We start from the raw sequence: 16,701 nt of genomic DNA on the forward strand, positions 1-16,701 counted from the left end.
ACTCTATATTTCGAGCTTCATGGTGCTTATATTTGCTTTATTTTAATCAAGATATCACGATTTAATTTCAGTAAAGTTGGATATAATCCAAATAAAAAATTTAAGGTAAAAAATGTTTATAGATAGTGCAAGATTGACTTTAAGTTCGGGACATGGTGGAGCTGGAGCTGTGAGTTTTCGCCGTGAAAAACACGTCATTTTAGGTGGTCCTGATGGCGGAGATGGCGGAGATGGCGGAGATGTTTATTTTGTTTGTGACAACAATACCCATACTTTAGCAAACTATAAGGGTAAAAGAGCCATGAAGGCTGGCAATGGTGAAGCTGGCATGGGTAAGCGAATGACTGGCAAAAAGGGCGAAAATTTAGAACTCATAGTCCCTCCTGGCACAGCTGTTTATGATGCACAGACAAATGAGCTGCTCTGCGATATAGTTAGCGAGGGTCAAAAGACACTATTTTTAAAGGGCGGTAAAGGCGGACTCGGAAATTTCCACTTTAAAAGCTCTATCAATCAAGCTCCAGAATACGCACAAAAAGGCATGCCTGAAGAGAGCATTGAAGTAAGGCTCGAGTTAAAGCTCATTGCTGATGTTGGTTTGGTGGGCTTTCCAAATGTTGGTAAATCAACGCTTATTTCAACAGTATCAAATGCCAAACCGCAGATCGCAAACTACGAATTTACAACGCTTACGCCAAAGCTTGGACTTGTTGAGGTCGATGAGTTTAGTGGCTTTGTCATGGCTGACATCCCTGGTATTATCGAGGGAGCGAGCGATGGACGCGGTTTGGGTGTTAAATTTCTAAAACATATCGAGCGAAATAAAATTTTACTTTTCATGATAGACGGAGCAAACTATAGAAGTATGAGCGAGCAGTTTAGTGTGCTAAAAGAGGAGGTCGCTAAATTTTCAAGCGTGCTTGCTAGCAGAGACTATGCTATCGCTATCACCAGAGTCGATGCGGCGGAAAATTTAGATGAAAACATAAAAGAATTTATAAAATTTTTAAAGCTAAATCCAGAGCAAAACGGTAAATTTATCTACAAACAAGATTTACTCAGCTTTGATCATTCAAAACCATATTTTATTTTGCCGATCTCATCAGCGACAAACGAAAACATTGACGAGCTTAAATTTGCACTGCTTGAGCTGCTAAAAAATGAGCTTTGAGTTGCGACTTTTTAGTGCTTTGGGCATAGAAATTTGAGAGTATAAAATGAAGAAAATTTTTTGCTTTATGCTATTTTGTCTTGGTGTATATAGCTGTGATCCAGCGGATCCGGCATATATGTTTTTGGATTACAATGACATAGATCGTGACGGCATGCTAAATTTAGATGAGTGGACATCTTGCAAAGTGCCATCAGTGCTAAAAATAGCACCAGATCTATGCGCTAGTGAGGAATTTAAGAGGCTGGATCTTGATCGTAGTGGCAAAGTTAGCATTAATGAGCTAGGAAGTTTGATATTTCAAAAGATTGACTGGCAAGAAGATCCATGCGCCTCTTGGCCGCCAAGCAGTCAAAAAGCAGATCAAAATAAAAGTCGTTGAAATTTAAAGGAAAGTGATGAATGTAGTTTTCATGGGGACGCCTGATTATGCCGTTAGGATACTCAGGCACCTAAAAGAAGCTGGCTTTAATATAAAAGCGGTCTTTACCCAGCCTGATAAGCCAGTTGGCAGAAAGCAAATTTTAACCCCAAGTGAGGTCAAAATTTACGCACAAAACGAGCTAGCAGGCGTGTCAGTCTTTACCCCAAATACGCTAAAAGATGAGGCGGTAGTTAGCGAGCTAAAGGCATTTGAGCCTAAATTTATCGTGGTGGCAGCTTATGGCAAAATTTTGCCCCAAAGCGTTTTAGACGTCGCCACCTGTATAAATTTACACGCTTCTATCTTACCAAAATATAGAGGTGCGAGCCCTATACAAAGTGCGATCCTATCAGGCGAGAAGCAAACTGGCGTGACTGCAATGCTAATGGACGCTGGCCTTGATACTGGCGATATGCTGGACTTCATCTACACGCCTTGTGAGACGAAGATGTCAAGCGAGCTTTTTAGTGAGCTAGGCGAGCTTGGCGGTGAGCTAATAGTAAAAGTACTTAAGAATTTTGAAAATTTAAAACCACAAAAGCAAGATGACGCACAAGCTACGCACTGCAAAAAAATAAGTAAAAGCGACGGGCTTTTTAGCTTTGATGAAGATGCGGGGCAAATTTATAATAAATTTCGTGCGCTTACACCTTGGCCAGGGATTTATTTAGAGAGTGGGCTAAAAATTTTATCGCTTGAGCTAAGTGAAAAAAATGGCAAAAGCGGAGAAATTTTAAGCGTAGAAAAAGACCACGTTGTGGTTGCTTGCAAGGTCGGGGCGGTCAAAATTTACGAGCTTCAAGAGCCAAGCAAAAAGCCAACAAACGCAAAAGCATATATAAATGGCAAGCGTCTTAGCGTTGGCGACAAGATAGAGTAATAATCAAATTTAATAGGAGAAAATATGAAAAATGCGCTAAGTATAGCAGGTGTTGATCCAAGCGGTGGAGCTGGAGTTTTAGCTGATATAAAGGTATTTATAGCACACGGCGTCTATGCGATGGGGGCGATTACGGCGGTCACTGCTCAAAACACAAAGGGCATATTTGGCATGCAGCTAGTTGAAACTAAGCTCATCGAGGATCAGATAAGAGCGATATTTGATGATATAAGAGTTGATGTGATAAAAATAGGCGTCGTCCCAAGCGTGGATATCATAAAATGCGTAGCAAAAACGCTAAGAGAGATCAGAAATTTACCGCCAGTCGTGCTTGACCCAGTTATGAGCTGTAAAAATGGCGATATCTGGCTAGAAGGTGCGGCAAAAGATGCGATCGTGGAGGAGCTTTTCCCACTTGCAAGCGTGATCACGCCAAATATCTTTGAAGCACGTGAAATTTTAAAGCGTGAGCTAGAGGGCGAGAGCGAGCTAAAAGAGGCTTGCAAGGAGCTTTTGAAATTTGGCACAAAGAGCGTTTATCTAAAGTGTGGCGAGCTTGACGGCAAGTCGCTTGATATATTTTATGATGGCAGTGAATATGAAATTTTTAGCGATGAGCGCATAAAAACTACTGCGACTCACGGCTCAGGCTGCTCGCTATCAAGTGCGATTGCTTCAAATTTAGCAAATGGTCAAAGCCTAAAAGAGAGCGTAAAAAATGCGCATGATTATATCTTTAACGCTATCAAAAACGCGGTCATCATCGGTGGCGGACAAAATCCGGTAAATCACTTCTATAAATTTAAGGTGTGATTTGAAAGTAGAGTTTTTTCAAAGTCTGCCTTCGACACAGGAATTTTTGATAGACGCCCTAAAAAACGGCGAGATAAAAGCTCCACATATGGTTGTGGCGTATAATCAAACCAAAGGCATCGGCAGCCGCGGTAACAGCTGGGAGGGGCTTGGCGGAAATTTATTTATGTCATTTTGTATAAGCGAAGATGAGTTGCCAAGCGACATACCACCACCTTCGATCTCGATATATTTTTCTATGTTGATGCGTGAAGTCTTGAGCGAACTTGGCTCAAAGTGCTGGTTAAAATGGCCAAATGACTTTTACGTGGACGAGCGCAAAATAGGCGGCACTTTGACAAATAAAGTCGATGAAATTTATATTTGTGGCATGGGGATAAATTTAACGAGTGCGCCTGAAAATGCGGACATTTTGGATATAAAAACTAGCGTAGATGAGCTAGTTTGGGGCTTTGTTAGCATGCTTGATAAAAAGATTTTATGGAAGCCAATTTTTAGCAAATTTAGGATAGACTTTTGCAAGTCAAAAGGTTTTATTACGCATATTGCAAATAGAGCTGTTTCGCTTCAGGATGCTGAAATCTGCGAGGATGGAGCGATCTTACTAAATGGGGAAAAGGTATATTCTTTAAGATGAGCGAGATAATAACAATAGCTAATCAAAAAGGCGGCGTTGGCAAGACCACAACAGCCGTAAATTTAGCCGCATCACTGGCGGTTGCTGAGAAAAAAGTATTATTGATAGACATCGATCCACAAGCAAACGCGACAACTGGACTTGGCTTTAGTAGAAGTGACTATGAGTTTAACATCTATCACGTCTTAACAGATAGAAAAAAGCTCTCGCAAATCGTCTTAAAAACTGAGATCCCAACACTTTTTTTAGCTCCGTCAAATATAGGGCTTGTCGGTATTGAACAAGAATTTAACGATCAAAATAAGGATTATAAACTGATCCTTAAAAATAAAATTTCAGAAGTTGTAAACGATTATGATTTTATCATCATCGATAGTCCTCCAGCACTTGGAAGCATTACGATAAATGCTCTTAGTGCAAGCGATAGTGTGATCATCCCTATCCAGTGTGAATTTTACGCACTTGAGGGTTTGGCACAGATCCTAAATACAGTTAAGATCATCAAAAAAACGATAAATCCAAAGCTTAACATAAAGGGTTTTTTGCCAACTATGTTTAGTTCGCAAAATAATCTCTCAAAAGAGACAATTGCAAATTTAAAACAGCATTTTGAAAACAAGCTCTTTAAAAGTAAAGACAGCAAGGATGAATTTGTGGTCGTTCCAAGAAATGTGAAACTTGCTGAAAGCCCAAGTTTTGGTAAGCCAGTGATACTTTATGATATAAAATCGCCTGGCTCAATCGCGTATCAAAATTTGGCATATTGTATTTTAAACTAAAAAATAAGGAAAAAAATGGCTAAAAAAGGTGGATTAGGGCGAGGACTTAGCGCGATACTTGAAGATGTAGAGCAAGCCTACAGCAAAGAGATTGCAAATTTAAATGACTCTGAGATAGTCGAAGAGATAAATATAGATGAAATTTTACCAAACCCATACCAGCCAAGAACACATTTTGACGAGGAAGCTTTAAAAGAGCTAAGTGCCAGTATTAAAAGGCACGGACTGATCCAGCCAATAATCGTCATCAAAAAAGATGATGGCTATATGTTAATAGCTGGCGAGCGCAGATACCGCGCTACAAAGATGCTTGGAGCAAGCAAGATAAAGGCAATCATCGCTGATATCAAGTCTCAAAATTTAAGAGAGCTTGCGCTTATCGAAAATATCCAACGTGAAAATTTAAATCCAATCGAACTTGCAAAGTCGTATAAAGAGCTCATAAATGAGTATAAGATCACACAAGATGGCTTGGCAAATATCATTCATAAAAGTAGAACTCAAATAACAAATACGATGAGGCTTTTACTTCTTAGCGACTACACACAAAAACTTTTACAAGAAGATAAGCTAACGCAAGGTCACGCTAAAGTTATAGTTGGACTTAGTACTGAAGAAGAAAAGATGGTTGTTGATACGATTATTGGTCAAAAGCTAAGCGTTAGAGACACAGAAATTTTAGTAAAAAAGATAAAAAATAAGGAAGAGATAAAAGACAAAAAGCCAAAAATTTCTGAGGAAATGAGTAAAAAACTATCAAATTTACAAGAAATTTTTAAAAATTTAAAGATAAAGACAAAAGTAAAATCTAGCAATCTAGTTTTAGAATTTAATAATATTTCACAGGTGGAAGAATTTATTGCTAGGCTAAAATAGAATTACAAATTTATTTTTATTTTTAGTAATTTATTGTAAAATCAGACTTTAATTTGAATATTAAATAAAACTTAATGATAAAATAAGGAGAGTGGATGTTAGAAATAGATGTGCCATTGATGCTTTTAACGGCTGTCGTTTTCTTGGTATTGATCGCTATTTTGAATTCCTTGCTGTATAAGCCAATGCTCAAATTCATAGATGACAGAAATGCCTCTATAAAAAATGATGAAGAGAGTACTAGTAAAAATGCAAGTGATCTAAGTGTTCATGAAAAAGAGATTGAAGAGATTATATTAAACGCAAGGACTGAAGCCAATAAAATAAGGCAAGAAGCCTTAAATTTGGCAAAAGAAGAGTCTTTAAAAGAAGTAAATGCTGTAAAAACTAGTTTAGAGGCTGATTACAATGAATTTTTAAATGCTCTAAACTCCCAGAAAGATAACTTAAAGGCAGATCTATCAGCTAAACTACCTGAACTTAGAGCGGCTTTAAATGCCAAGCTCTCTAAAATTTAAAGGAATTTTATGAAGATAAAAATTTTATTTTTTCTAGCACTTCCATTTCTAGCTTATGCTAGTGGGCATGGCGGAACAAATTACGATATAGTAGAGAGAACGCTAAACTTCTTACTTTTCTTTGCTATTTTGGTATATTTTGTAGCTAAGCCACTAAAAGCTCTTTATCAAAGCAGAATTGACAGGATCGCAAATAAGCTTGAAAGTATCCAAGAGAAGCTACGCGATTCTAAAGCCAAAAAAGATGATGCTCTAAAACGTGTTGAGGAAGCTAAACAAAATGCAAATTCCCTAATCGAAACTGCTAAAAAAGAGGCTTTAAATTTAGCTGCTAAGGTTAAAAGCGACGCTCAAAATGATATAGCAAATCTTCAAAAGAGCTACAAAGAGCAAAAAGAATTTGAAGAGCGCAAGATGACAAAAGGCGTTGTAAATGAAATTTTGAGCGACATTTTCTCAAGCGATAGCCTAAAAGTCGATCAAAAAGAGCTTGTAAATATTATACTTAAAAAGGTTAGCTAATGAATGAAGTAGTAGCTAAAAAATACGTAAAAGCGATCTTAAGCGATGTAAAATCCAATGAACTTAATGCATTTGTTGAAAATTTATCAGAGCTAGCTGTTGCTTTTGCTGGCGATAAATTTAAAAGCATTATAAGTTTGCCTACTTTAAAGGCTTCACAAAAGGTTGATTTTGTACTATCTTTGGTTAAAAGTCAAGATGTCAAATTTGCAAATTTTATTAAGCTTCTTGGCGCAAATAAAAGACTGGAGCTTATCCCAGCGATCTTAAACGAGATGAAGATAGAGCAATCTTTGCTTGAAAATACATATCGTGGCGAGGTTATTGGAAATTTTGACCTAAGCGCTGAGCAGCTGAAAGCTTTGGAAGAGAATTTCTCTAAGAAATTTAACTCTAAGATTAAGCTTGATGGCTCAAAGAGCGATTACAACGGCGTAAAAGTTGAGTTAGACGATTTAGGTGTCGAGGTAAATTTCTCTATCGACAGACTAAAAAGTCAAATGAGTGAATATATATTAAAAGCAATTTAAAAAGGAGTGAAAGCGTGAGTGTAAAAATTAAAGCTGACGAAATTAGCACGATAATCAAAGAGCGTATCGAAAATTTTGATTTAAGTGTTGATGTAGAAGAGACCGGTAAAGTCATCTCAGTCGCTGATGGCGTTGCTAACGTTTATGGTTTGAAAAACGTTATGGCTGGCGAAATGGTTGAGTTTGAAAGCGGCGAAAAGGGTATGGCTCTTAACCTTGAAGAGAGCAGTGTTGGTATAGTTATCCTTGGAAAAACTAGCGGTATCACAGAAGGAAGTTCTGTAAAAAGACTTAAAAAACTTCTACGCGTTCCAGTTGGCGATGCATTGATCGGCCGTGTTGTTAATTCACTAGGTGAGCCAATCGACGCAAAAGGCCCAATTGAAGCTACCGAATCTCGCTTTGTTGAAGAAAAAGCAAAAGGTATCATGGCTAGAAAGAGTGTTCATGAGCCACTTCAAACAGGTATTAAAGCGATCGATGCACTTGTGCCAATCGGTAGAGGACAAAGAGAACTAATCATCGGTGACCGCCAAACTGGAAAAACAACAGTTGCTATCGATACTATCATCAACCAAAAGGGTCAAGATGTTATTTGTATCTATGTAGCTATCGGTCAAAAACAATCAACCGTTGCTCAAGTCGTTAAAAAACTTGAAGAATATGGCGCTATGGACTACACGATAGTTGTAAATGCTGGTGCTAGTGACGCAGCTGCGCTTCAATACCTTGCTCCTTATGCTGGTGTAACAATGGGTGAATATTTTAGAGATAGCTCTCGCCACGCATTAATCATCTATGATGACTTGTCAAAACATGCGGTTGCTTACCGCGAGATGTCTTTGATCTTAAGAAGACCACCAGGTCGTGAAGCTTACCCAGGCGACGTTTTCTACCTTCACTCAAGACTTCTTGAAAGAGCAAGTAAGCTAAATGACGCACTAGGTGCGGGATCTTTAACAGCTCTACCTATTATTGAGACTCAAGCAGGCGACGTTTCAGCTTATATCCCAACAAACGTTATTTCTATTACAGATGGTCAAATTTTCCTTGAGAGTGACCTATTTAACTCAGGTATCCGCCCAGCGATCAACGTTGGTCTTTCTGTATCTCGTGTCGGTGGTGCAGCTCAGATCAAAGCTATTAAACAAGTTTCTGGTACACTAAGACTAGACCTTGCACAGTACCGCGAGCTACAAGCGTTTGCTCAATTTGCAAGTGACCTTGATGAGAGCTCAAGAAAACAACTAGAGCGCGGTCAAAAGATGGTTGAAGTACTAAAGCAGCCTCCATATTCTCCGCTTCCAGTTGAGAATCAAGTGGTTATAATATTTGCTGGTGCTAAGGGTTATTTAGATGATGTTGCAACTGCAAATGTAACAAAATTTGAGGCTGAGCTATATCCATATATTGAGGCAAAATACCCTGAAATTTTTGAGCAAATCAGAACTAAAAAGGTTCTTGATAAAGAAGTAGAAGAAATTTTACATAAAGCGTTGAAAGATTTTAAAGCGACTTTTGCCGCTAACTAGGGCTAAGATATGTCAAATTTAAAAGATATAAAACGAAAGATCAAGAGCGTCCAGAACACTCAAAAGACGACGCGTGCGATGAAGCTTGTCTCAACAGCAAAGCTTCGCAAAGCCGAAGAGGCTGCTCGCTACTCTAGAGTTTACGCTCTTAAGATCAATGAGGTTTTATCAGAGATAGCTTATAAGATCAATCAATATGCTTCAGTTATGACTGAGAGTAAATTTTTTAACACAACAAAGAGTGTAGAAAAGGTTGATATTATATTTGTTACCGCTGATAAAGGGCTTTGCGGTGGCTTTAATGTCCAAACTATAAAGACAGTTAGGCGCATGATTGATGAGCTAAAAGCCAAAAAGATCAAGGTCAGACTAAGAGCTGTTGGTAAAAAAGGTATAGAATTTTTCAATTTTCAAGGCCTTGAGCTACTCGAGACTTACGTCGGAGCTAGCTCTTCTCCTACATATGAAAAAGCTCAAAAAATCATAAAAGATGCCATCGATGACTTTACAAATGGCATAACTGATAAAGTCGTGCTAATACACAATGGTTATAAAAATATGATTTCTCAAGAGATTAGAGTAAATGATATTGTGCCTATTGAGCCGTCTAAGATAGTTGCTGTTGAGACAAATTCTTTGATGGAATTTGAGCCAGAAGATAACTATACTAAGATTATGGATGAATTGCTCAATAAATATTTTGAGTATAGTATGTATTATGCCTTGGTTGACTCTTTGGCGGCTGAGCACAGCGCTAGAATGCAAGCTATGGATAATGCAACAAACAATGCTAAACAACGCGTCAAACAGTTAAATCTTGCTTACAATAAAGCAAGACAAGAGTCTATTACCACTGAGCTTATTGAGATCATCAGTGGTGTTGAATCAATGAAATAAAAGGAGTATGAATGAAGGGTGTTATTAGTCAAGTTATGGGCCCTGTGGTCGATGTTGACTTTAATGACTACTTGCCGAAGATCAATGAAGCTATCGAAGTTTTCTTTGAGGTTGAGGGCAAGAAACATAAACTAATATTAGAAGTTGCTGCTCACCTAGGTGATAATAGAGTTAGAACGATCGCTATGGATATGAGTGAGGGCTTGACTCGTGGCTTAGAGGCTAAAGCACTTGGTGCACCTATTAGCGTCCCGGTCGGCGAAAAAGTTTTGGGAAGAATTTTTAACGTCGTCGGTGATTTGATCGACGAGGGCGAGGGAGTAAATTTTGATAAGCATTGGTCTATCCATCGCGATCCTCCTCCATTTGAAGAGCAAAGCACAAAGAGTGAAATTTTTGAAACTGGTATCAAGGTAGTCGACCTTCTAGCTCCTTACGCAAAGGGCGGTAAAGTAGGCCTATTTGGTGGTGCTGGTGTTGGTAAAACGGTTATTATTATGGAGCTTATCCACAACGTTGCGTTTAAACATAGCGGTTACTCTGTATTTGCAGGCGTTGGTGAGAGAACTCGTGAAGGAAATGACCTTTATCACGAAATGAAAGAAAGTAACGTTTTGGATAAAGTTGCCTTGTGCTATGGCCAAATGAACGAGCCACCAGGAGCAAGAAATCGTATCGCACTAACTGGTCTTACAATGGCTGAGTACTTCCGTGACGAGATGGGACTTGACGTTTTGATGTTTATCGATAACATCTTCCGTTTCTCTCAGTCTGGTGCAGAGATGTCAGCTCTACTTGGACGTATTCCATCAGCTGTTGGTTACCAGCCAACTCTTGCAAGTGAGATGGGTAAATTCCAAGAGAGAATCACGTCAACTAAAAAAGGTTCGATTACATCTGTTCAGGCTGTTTACGTTCCTGCGGACGACCTTACTGACCCAGCACCTGCTACTGTTTTTGCTCACCTTGATGCTACGACAGTTCTTAACAGATCGATCGCAGAGAAAGGTATCTATCCGGCTGTTGATCCGCTTGATTCAACATCAAGAATGCTTGATCCTCAAATTTTAGGAGCAGATCACTATAAGGTAGCTCGCGGCGTTCAAGCTGTGCTCCAAAAATATAAAGATCTTCAAGATATCATCGCTATCCTTGGTATGGATGAGCTTAGCGAAGAAGATAAGTTAACAGTTGATAGAGCAAGAAAGATCGAGAGATTTTTATCTCAGCCATTCTTTGTTGCTGAAGTATTTACAGGTAGCCCTGGTAAATATGTAAGTCTTGACGAAAATATAGCTGGCTTTAAGGGAATTTTAGAGGGTAAATATGATCACTTACCAGAAGCAGCATTTTATATGGTTGGAAATATAGATGAGGCTTTAGCTAAAGCTGAGAAACTTAAGGCTTAAATTTAAAAAGGAAGCGTAATGGATAAATTACATTTAGAGATCGTAACTCCTCAAGGTCAGATATTTAATGATGACGTGAGTAGTGTAGTGCTTCCAGGTAGCGAGGGTGAGTTTGGTGTTTTGCCAAACCATGCCTCATTAATATCTCTTTTAAAAGCAGGTATTATAGATATAGAACATAAAAATAAAAAACATGATGTTGTTGCAATTAACTGGGGCTATGCAAAGATTGACGAAGGCAAGGTAGTAATACTTGCTGACGGTGCGATTTATGTCTCTGGCGATAGTGAAAGTGAGCTTGCAAATTCATTGGAAGCTGCTAGAAATTTGATAGAGAGCATGAGTAGTGATACAAATGCTTTTGCAGCAACTATATCTAAAATGGAAAATGTAGTGAGAACTAGATAAGTGGGCGGTATAGATTTATTTTTAAATTACATTCAAAGAAGTAGTTTTATTACAATTATTGTTTTAACTTGGCTGTCAATATATTTTATAGTTAGTTTTACAATTCTTTTTTCAAGAATGGCTGGTATTGGAGCTTGGCAAAAACGTGAGCAAAATGCACTTGAAGCACTGCTTATGGGTGCTAAAAATATTCCAAATGATTCGTCTTTGAGAAAATGTGCAAATGGAAGAATCTCAAGAGAAAAGCTAAATGTATGTATAAGCATAGCCGAGAAAAATGCTACAAGTGGACTAACGTGGCTAAGTGTAATAGCATCTACTTCGCCTTTTATCGGTCTTTTTGGAACCGTTGTTTCTATTTTAGAGACATTTTCACAGCTTGGAAATGGCGGAGGTTCATCACTTGGTATTATCGCTCCAGCTATTTCAGAGGCACTTGTTGCAACTGGTTGCGGAATTTTTGTTGCCATCCCAGCATATACATTTAACTTACTCATAAAAAGAAAAGCTTATGAATTAATGAGTGTTATTGAGCGTCAGGCTGATGTAATGATAGCACTTAAAAAAGATGATGAGATACTATAAATGGCCGTTAAATTTACCGATGAGACACCAGAGCTAAATATAACTCCTCTTGTTGATATTATGCTTGTTTTACTAGCCATTTTGATGGTTACTATGCCAACCATAACATATCAAGAGGATATTACTCTTCCGGATGGTTCAAAGGCAAAAACTTCAACATCTAAGCAAAAAGACCTTATAGTATCTATAAATTCGCAAGGACAAGTTAGAGTTGATCAGAGTACTATGAGCCTTGCTGAGTTTCCTGATAATATCGCATTAATGAGTACAAAATATGATAAAACCTCGCCTATCTATATAAAAGCTGACAAAAATTTAAAATACGATGATGTTATGTTTGTATTAAAGACTTTGAAAGGTGCTGGTTTTAATAAAGTAGCTTTAGAGACAAACGGTTAAAATGTCAAATAAAGTTAAATTTCCAACGCTTAGTTCGTTTCTTGTAGCATCTTGTATTTACGTTATTATTATACTTGTTTTGTTTATAAAGCTTACTTTTTTTGCAGAACCTCCTAAAAAATATACCGATGATAAAGATGCTATTATGGATGTGGTTATGGTTGATAGAGAAGTTGATCAAACCATTAAAGCTCCAAAACAAGCAGATGAAGTAGTTAAGGAGACAAAGCCTGAACCTAAAAAGGAATCTGAAGAAGATAAACAAGAGACTACAAATAAGCCTGTTGTACCAGATGAACCATTGCCTACCCCAAGCTTACCAACTCCTCCAAAAGAGGAACCAAAACCTGAGCCTAAAAAACCAGAACCAAAACCAGAAATTTTAAAACCAAGTGAAGAACCCAAAGAAGATATTAAGCCAGAGCCAAAACCTGAGCCTAAGCCTACACCAAAGCCAGTTGAAAAGCCAAAACTAAAAGAGCCAAATATAAAAGACCTCTTTAGTGACATAGACCCTACAAAACTCAAAAAAGATGATGGTATAAAAAAGGCCGAAAATAAAGTGCAAAGCCGTAAAAAAAGCGAAGCTTCTAGTTCAAAAGCCGCAAAAGAAGCTAGTGATATAATAAAGAGTTTAAAGATAGATCAAAATCCAACTGCTCCAAAATCACAATCTACTGGTACTTACGATCCACTAATGGGTGCGATAACAAAACAAATTCAAAGAAGATGGCAAAGCTATAAGGCTGATTCTGCAAATTTGGCTAAAGTTAAAGTTATGATAGATCAGAGCGGAAATTTTAGCTATGAAATTTTAGAGCTATCATATAATGAAGAATTTAACGCAAAAGTAAGAGAGTGCTTAGAAAAACTTACAATGGAGAAATTTCCATTCAATCCAGACAAAAGCACTACTTTTAATTTAAATTTAGAAGATAAAATAAACTAAAATTTATAAAATTATGGAGTAGAGATGAAGAAAATTTTTCTTTTTTTATGTGTTGCTCTAGGGCTTTATGCTGCTGATGCGACCATATCTGTTGTAAATCAAGGTATTGCCTTGCCAAAGATAGCTTTGCAAGATGCAACAACTGCTGTTAGCGATATGGCTTTTAAAGATAAATTCTTTAAAGTCATGCTAGGAGATCTAAAGGTTAGTTCCGATTTTGAAGTAATCGAAGATCATGTGCCTTCTACCTATGAAGGGGATGCGACTACTAATACAATGAGCGATAAAGGCGTCGAGCTTATCTTTAGATATGCTCTTGAAGGCTCTATGGGCTCACCTCTTACTTTGAGAGTAAAACTGATAAATGCTAAAACAGCAACTACAAGATATGAGAAGGTTTATACTATGCCAGATGGCGCAAAGTATCCGTTTTTGGCGCATAAAAGTATAGTTGAGCTTACTAATGAGCTCAATTTACCACCAGTTGGCTGGATGGAAAAATTTATTATTCTTTCAAAATATACTTCAGCTCGCCAAAGCTCTATCATAGTTGCAGATTATACACTTACATATCAAAAGACCATAGTAAGTGGCGGACTAAATATTTTTCCTAAATGGGCTGGAGCTGATCAAAGTAAATTTTACTATACATCTTATGTAAATAATAAACCAACTTTATTTAGATATGATCTAAATTCTGGCACAAAAACAAAGATAATTGATAGCATTGGCATGCTCATAGCCTCAGATGTTAGTAAAGATGGAAGTAAAATTTTATTAACTATGGCACCAAAAGATCAACCAGATATATTTATCTATAATACAAATAGCAAAAATTTGACGCAGATTACTAATTATCCAGGTATAGATGTAAATGGAAATTTTGTAGATAATGATAGTAAGATAGTTTTTGTATCAGATAGGCTTGGTTATCCTAATGTTTTTGCAACTCCTGCGATTTCTGGCGGAAGCGTTGAACAAATGGTATTTCATGGTAAGAATAATAACTCTGTAAGCACATTTGAAAATTATGTTGTTTATTCAAGCAGGGAAGCAAGCGGTAGTTTTAATATATATCTAATTTCAACTCAAACGGATTTTATACGACAGCTTACAGCAAATGGCAAAAATAACTATCCAAGATTCTCAAGCGATGGGCAAAGTGTTGTCTTTATAAAAGAGCTTGGCGGTCAAAGTTCACTAGGTGTTGTTAGGCTAAATGAAAACAGAAGTTTTCAGTTTCCTTTAAAAGTAGGAAAAATTCAATCTATAGATTGGTAATATTCTGATAAAATTTAAAATTTTTGTGATATAATTCGACCAAATTTCTAAAAAAGGATAAGGAATGAAAAAAGTAGTTCTAGCAAGTGTTGCAGTTGCAACTTTATTGTTGAGCGGTTGTAGCTCAAAAAACCCTGAAGTTGATATGAATTCAAATTCAAATCAATCTGCAGACAATTCAGGTAGCATGAGCGATGCTGATAGATTAGCAGCTCTTATTGCTAATATCGAGAGTCAAGTTAAAAGTGTATACTTTGACTTTGATAAATTTAATATAAAAGCTGATCAACAAGGTGTTGTTAGCTCAAATGCATCAGTATTCAACCAAGCTGACGCTCAAGCTCTTTCTATAAAAGTAGAAGGTAACTGCGATGAGTGGGGTACAGATGAGTATAACTATGCTCTTGGTTTAAAACGTGCTAAAAGTGCTAAAGATGCTCTTGTAAGAAATGGCGTTAGTGCTGATAGAATCGCTGTAGTTAGTTTTGGAGAAAGCAATCCAGTTTGTACAGACAAGACAAAAGCTTGCGATGCTCAAAATAGACGTGCAGATTTCAAAGTACTTCCATAATTTATAATTAAATAATAATGAACAAAAAAATAATTGTAGTGGCTCTGATTGGAGCCACTATCTCCATTACCTCTGGCCAAGAGATTTCAGCTTTTGATGCAGGCAATATGGATAGTGCGAATCCATATGGTCTAACTGATAATGAAAAAGTTACCTTAAATAATAAGCGAAGCGTTCAAAATATTGAAGAGAATATGAATAATGTTTTAGAACAACTTCAAGGTTTGCAAAGCTTGATTGAGAGCATGAGTGCTAGAATGAATAAGCTTGAGCAAAGAATAAATGATATAGAGACGAAGGTAAATGGTGGCATAAGTGATTCTGGTGTAAGTTTGACATCACTGAAGGCTTATGTCGATGAAACTAGAGATATACAAGACAAAAACTACAAAAATATTACTGCTGCCTTAAATAAATTAGGTGCAATAATGGATAAAAATGCTGCCCAACCAAAGCAAAATGCAAATCCAAAACAACAAAGTAAGCCAACTTCAAATTTTAGTGGAAAAAGCGATAAAGATATTTTGGCTGATGGCATTAAACTTCTAAATTCTGGCAATAGCACAGAAGCAGCTGGATATTTTGAATATTTAAATAAAAAAGGCTATAAAACTGGTGCAACAAATTATTATTTAGGTGAAGTTGCTTACAGTCAAAAATCATACAGCACAGCTATACAATACTACAAAAAAAGTATACAGGACGAAGATAAGGCTGACTATACACCAAAACTTCTATATCACACAGCTATAAGCTTTGATAAGATAGGTGATACGCAAAGTGCAAATAGATTTTATAAGGCTCTAAAAGTCGGTTATCCAGATAGCAAAGAAGCCAAAGCCTCTCCCAATAGAAACTAAATTTTAATCTTTTTTAGATATAATCTCACATTAATCAAAAAATCAAATCTAAGGAGATTATTGTGAGTAAAGATCAAGTTATAACTATGTTTTACGAACTAAAAGATGCCAACACTGGTGAAATTCTAGAGTCAAACATGCAAGAAGGTGGACAAATTTCATTTATAACAGGGCATGGTCATATTATAGAAAAGCTTGAAGAAGAAGTAAGCAAATTAAAATCAGGTGAAAGAGCAACTATAAGTGTAAAGGCGGCAGAGGGTTGTGGTGAATATAATAATGAAGCCATTCAGTCGTTACCAAAAGAGCAGTTTGCTGGTATAGATTTACATGAAGGAATGGAGCTCTTTGGTCAAAATGAGGATGGCTCAAGCGTTCGTGTTATTGTTAAAGAGATCAAAGATGACGAAGTAACAGTTGATTTTAATCACCCATATGCTGGTAAAGATTTACTATTTAATGTTGAAGTTTTAGAAGTTAGAGATGCAACAGAAGATGAAAAAGCAACAGGCATGGTGGCTGGGGCTCATACTTGCGGTTGCGGTGGTCACGATCATGAACATGAGCATGAGTGCTGCGGGGGTCATGGACACGGGCATGGACACGGACACGAGGATGGTGGTTGCGGTTGCGGTGGACACGGACATCACCATCACTAAG

Annotated in this window: 21 protein-coding genes; all 21 read left to right on the plus strand. The window is 37.3% G+C overall.

Annotated features, from left to right (window positions below; translation table 11 throughout):
* Nucleotides 1-112: 112 nt before the first annotated feature.
* The 21 genes from obgE to F3G69_RS04230 all read left to right on the plus strand — a co-directional run bounded on the left by obgE (nucleotide 113) and on the right by F3G69_RS04230 (nucleotide 16,700).
* Nucleotides 113-1,171 (plus strand): GTPase ObgE, encoded by a 1,059-nt coding sequence (obgE, locus tag F3G69_RS04130; RefSeq protein ID WP_103599989.1) that lies wholly within the window; start codon nucleotides 113-115, stop codon nucleotides 1,169-1,171.
* A 46-nt stretch (nucleotides 1,172-1,217) separates the two neighbouring features.
* Nucleotides 1,218-1,553, plus strand: coding sequence for an EF-hand domain-containing protein (locus F3G69_RS04135; RefSeq protein WP_149714503.1), 336 nt, complete (start codon nucleotides 1,218-1,220; stop codon nucleotides 1,551-1,553).
* Between the two features lie 16 nt (nucleotides 1,554-1,569).
* Nucleotides 1,570-2,475, plus strand: a complete 906-nt coding sequence (gene fmt / locus F3G69_RS04140; protein ID WP_149714504.1) for a methionyl-tRNA formyltransferase — start codon at nucleotides 1,570-1,572, stop codon at nucleotides 2,473-2,475.
* 24 nt (nucleotides 2,476-2,499) lie between these two features.
* Nucleotides 2,500-3,288 carry a bifunctional hydroxymethylpyrimidine kinase/phosphomethylpyrimidine kinase gene (thiD, locus tag F3G69_RS04145; protein WP_149714505.1) on the plus strand — a complete coding sequence of 263 codons (789 nt, stop codon included), beginning with the start codon at nucleotides 2,500-2,502 and terminating at the stop codon, nucleotides 3,286-3,288.
* Between the two features lies 1 nt (nucleotide 3,289).
* Nucleotides 3,290-3,925 carry a biotin--[acetyl-CoA-carboxylase] ligase gene (locus tag F3G69_RS04150; RefSeq protein ID WP_149714506.1) on the plus strand — a complete coding sequence of 212 codons (636 nt, stop codon included), beginning with the start codon at nucleotides 3,290-3,292 and terminating at the stop codon, nucleotides 3,923-3,925.
* Nucleotides 3,922-4,704 (plus strand): ParA family protein, encoded by a 783-nt coding sequence (locus F3G69_RS04155; protein WP_103580395.1) that lies wholly within the window; start codon nucleotides 3,922-3,924, stop codon nucleotides 4,702-4,704. The genes F3G69_RS04150 and F3G69_RS04155 overlap by 4 nt, the downstream gene beginning before the upstream one ends.
* A 15-nt stretch (nucleotides 4,705-4,719) precedes the next feature.
* Entirely contained in the window at nucleotides 4,720-5,580 is an 861-nt protein-coding gene (locus F3G69_RS04160; RefSeq protein ID WP_103582421.1) for a ParB/RepB/Spo0J family partition protein, read from the plus strand.
* Between the two features lie 95 nt (nucleotides 5,581-5,675).
* Nucleotides 5,676-6,098 (plus strand): FoF1 ATP synthase subunit B', encoded by a 423-nt coding sequence (locus F3G69_RS04165; RefSeq protein ID WP_103599994.1) that lies wholly within the window; start codon nucleotides 5,676-5,678, stop codon nucleotides 6,096-6,098.
* Between the two features lie 9 nt (nucleotides 6,099-6,107).
* A complete protein-coding gene (locus F3G69_RS04170) occupies nucleotides 6,108-6,620 on the plus strand; it encodes a F0F1 ATP synthase subunit B (RefSeq protein WP_103599995.1) in 513 nt (170 codons plus the stop codon).
* The gene (locus F3G69_RS04175) at nucleotides 6,620-7,150 is read left to right on the plus strand and encodes a F0F1 ATP synthase subunit delta (protein WP_103599996.1); all 531 of its coding nucleotides are present in this window, start codon (nucleotides 6,620-6,622) and stop codon (nucleotides 7,148-7,150) included. Before F3G69_RS04170 ends, F3G69_RS04175 begins: the two co-directional genes overlap by 1 nt.
* A 14-nt stretch (nucleotides 7,151-7,164) precedes the next feature.
* Nucleotides 7,165-8,682, plus strand: a complete 1,518-nt coding sequence (gene atpA, locus F3G69_RS04180; protein ID WP_103599997.1) for a F0F1 ATP synthase subunit alpha — start codon at nucleotides 7,165-7,167, stop codon at nucleotides 8,680-8,682.
* A gap of 9 nt (nucleotides 8,683-8,691) precedes the next feature.
* Nucleotides 8,692-9,579, plus strand: coding sequence for an ATP synthase F1 subunit gamma (gene atpG, locus F3G69_RS04185; RefSeq protein WP_103599998.1), 888 nt, complete (start codon nucleotides 8,692-8,694; stop codon nucleotides 9,577-9,579).
* Between the two features lie 11 nt (nucleotides 9,580-9,590).
* Nucleotides 9,591-10,988, plus strand: a complete 1,398-nt coding sequence (atpD, locus tag F3G69_RS04190) for a F0F1 ATP synthase subunit beta (protein ID WP_085657716.1) — start codon at nucleotides 9,591-9,593, stop codon at nucleotides 10,986-10,988.
* A gap of 18 nt (nucleotides 10,989-11,006) precedes the next feature.
* Nucleotides 11,007-11,396 (plus strand): ATP synthase F1 subunit epsilon, encoded by a 390-nt coding sequence (gene atpC, locus F3G69_RS04195; RefSeq protein WP_084041261.1) that lies wholly within the window; start codon nucleotides 11,007-11,009, stop codon nucleotides 11,394-11,396.
* A complete protein-coding gene (locus F3G69_RS04200) occupies nucleotides 11,397-11,981 on the plus strand; it encodes a MotA/TolQ/ExbB proton channel family protein (protein ID WP_051288435.1) in 585 nt (194 codons plus the stop codon).
* Entirely contained in the window at nucleotides 11,982-12,380 is a 399-nt protein-coding gene (locus F3G69_RS04205; RefSeq protein WP_021090535.1) for a biopolymer transporter ExbD, read from the plus strand.
* Between the two features lies 1 nt (nucleotide 12,381).
* Nucleotides 12,382-13,329 carry a TonB C-terminal domain-containing protein gene (locus F3G69_RS04210; RefSeq protein WP_149714507.1) on the plus strand — a complete coding sequence of 316 codons (948 nt, stop codon included), beginning with the start codon at nucleotides 12,382-12,384 and terminating at the stop codon, nucleotides 13,327-13,329.
* Nucleotides 13,330-13,353: 24 nt separating this feature from the next.
* Entirely contained in the window at nucleotides 13,354-14,610 is a 1,257-nt protein-coding gene (gene tolB / locus F3G69_RS04215) for a Tol-Pal system protein TolB (RefSeq protein WP_103600000.1), read from the plus strand.
* Between the two features lie 64 nt (nucleotides 14,611-14,674).
* Nucleotides 14,675-15,181, plus strand: coding sequence for an OmpA family protein (locus F3G69_RS04220; RefSeq protein WP_021090913.1), 507 nt, complete (start codon nucleotides 14,675-14,677; stop codon nucleotides 15,179-15,181).
* Between the two features lie 17 nt (nucleotides 15,182-15,198).
* Nucleotides 15,199-16,041: a tetratricopeptide repeat protein gene (locus F3G69_RS04225; protein WP_149714508.1), complete on the plus strand. Its 843-nt coding sequence runs from the start codon at nucleotides 15,199-15,201 to the stop codon at nucleotides 16,039-16,041.
* 56 nt (nucleotides 16,042-16,097) lie between these two features.
* A complete protein-coding gene (locus tag F3G69_RS04230) occupies nucleotides 16,098-16,700 on the plus strand; it encodes an FKBP-type peptidyl-prolyl cis-trans isomerase (RefSeq protein WP_223154487.1) in 603 nt (200 codons plus the stop codon).
* The last annotated feature ends 1 nt before the right edge of the window (nucleotide 16,701 follow it).

Origin of the sequence: Campylobacter concisus (genome assembly GCF_902460625.1) — a bacterium.
Taxonomy (GTDB): Bacteria; Campylobacterota; Campylobacteria; order Campylobacterales; family Campylobacteraceae; genus Campylobacter_A; species Campylobacter_A concisus_AD.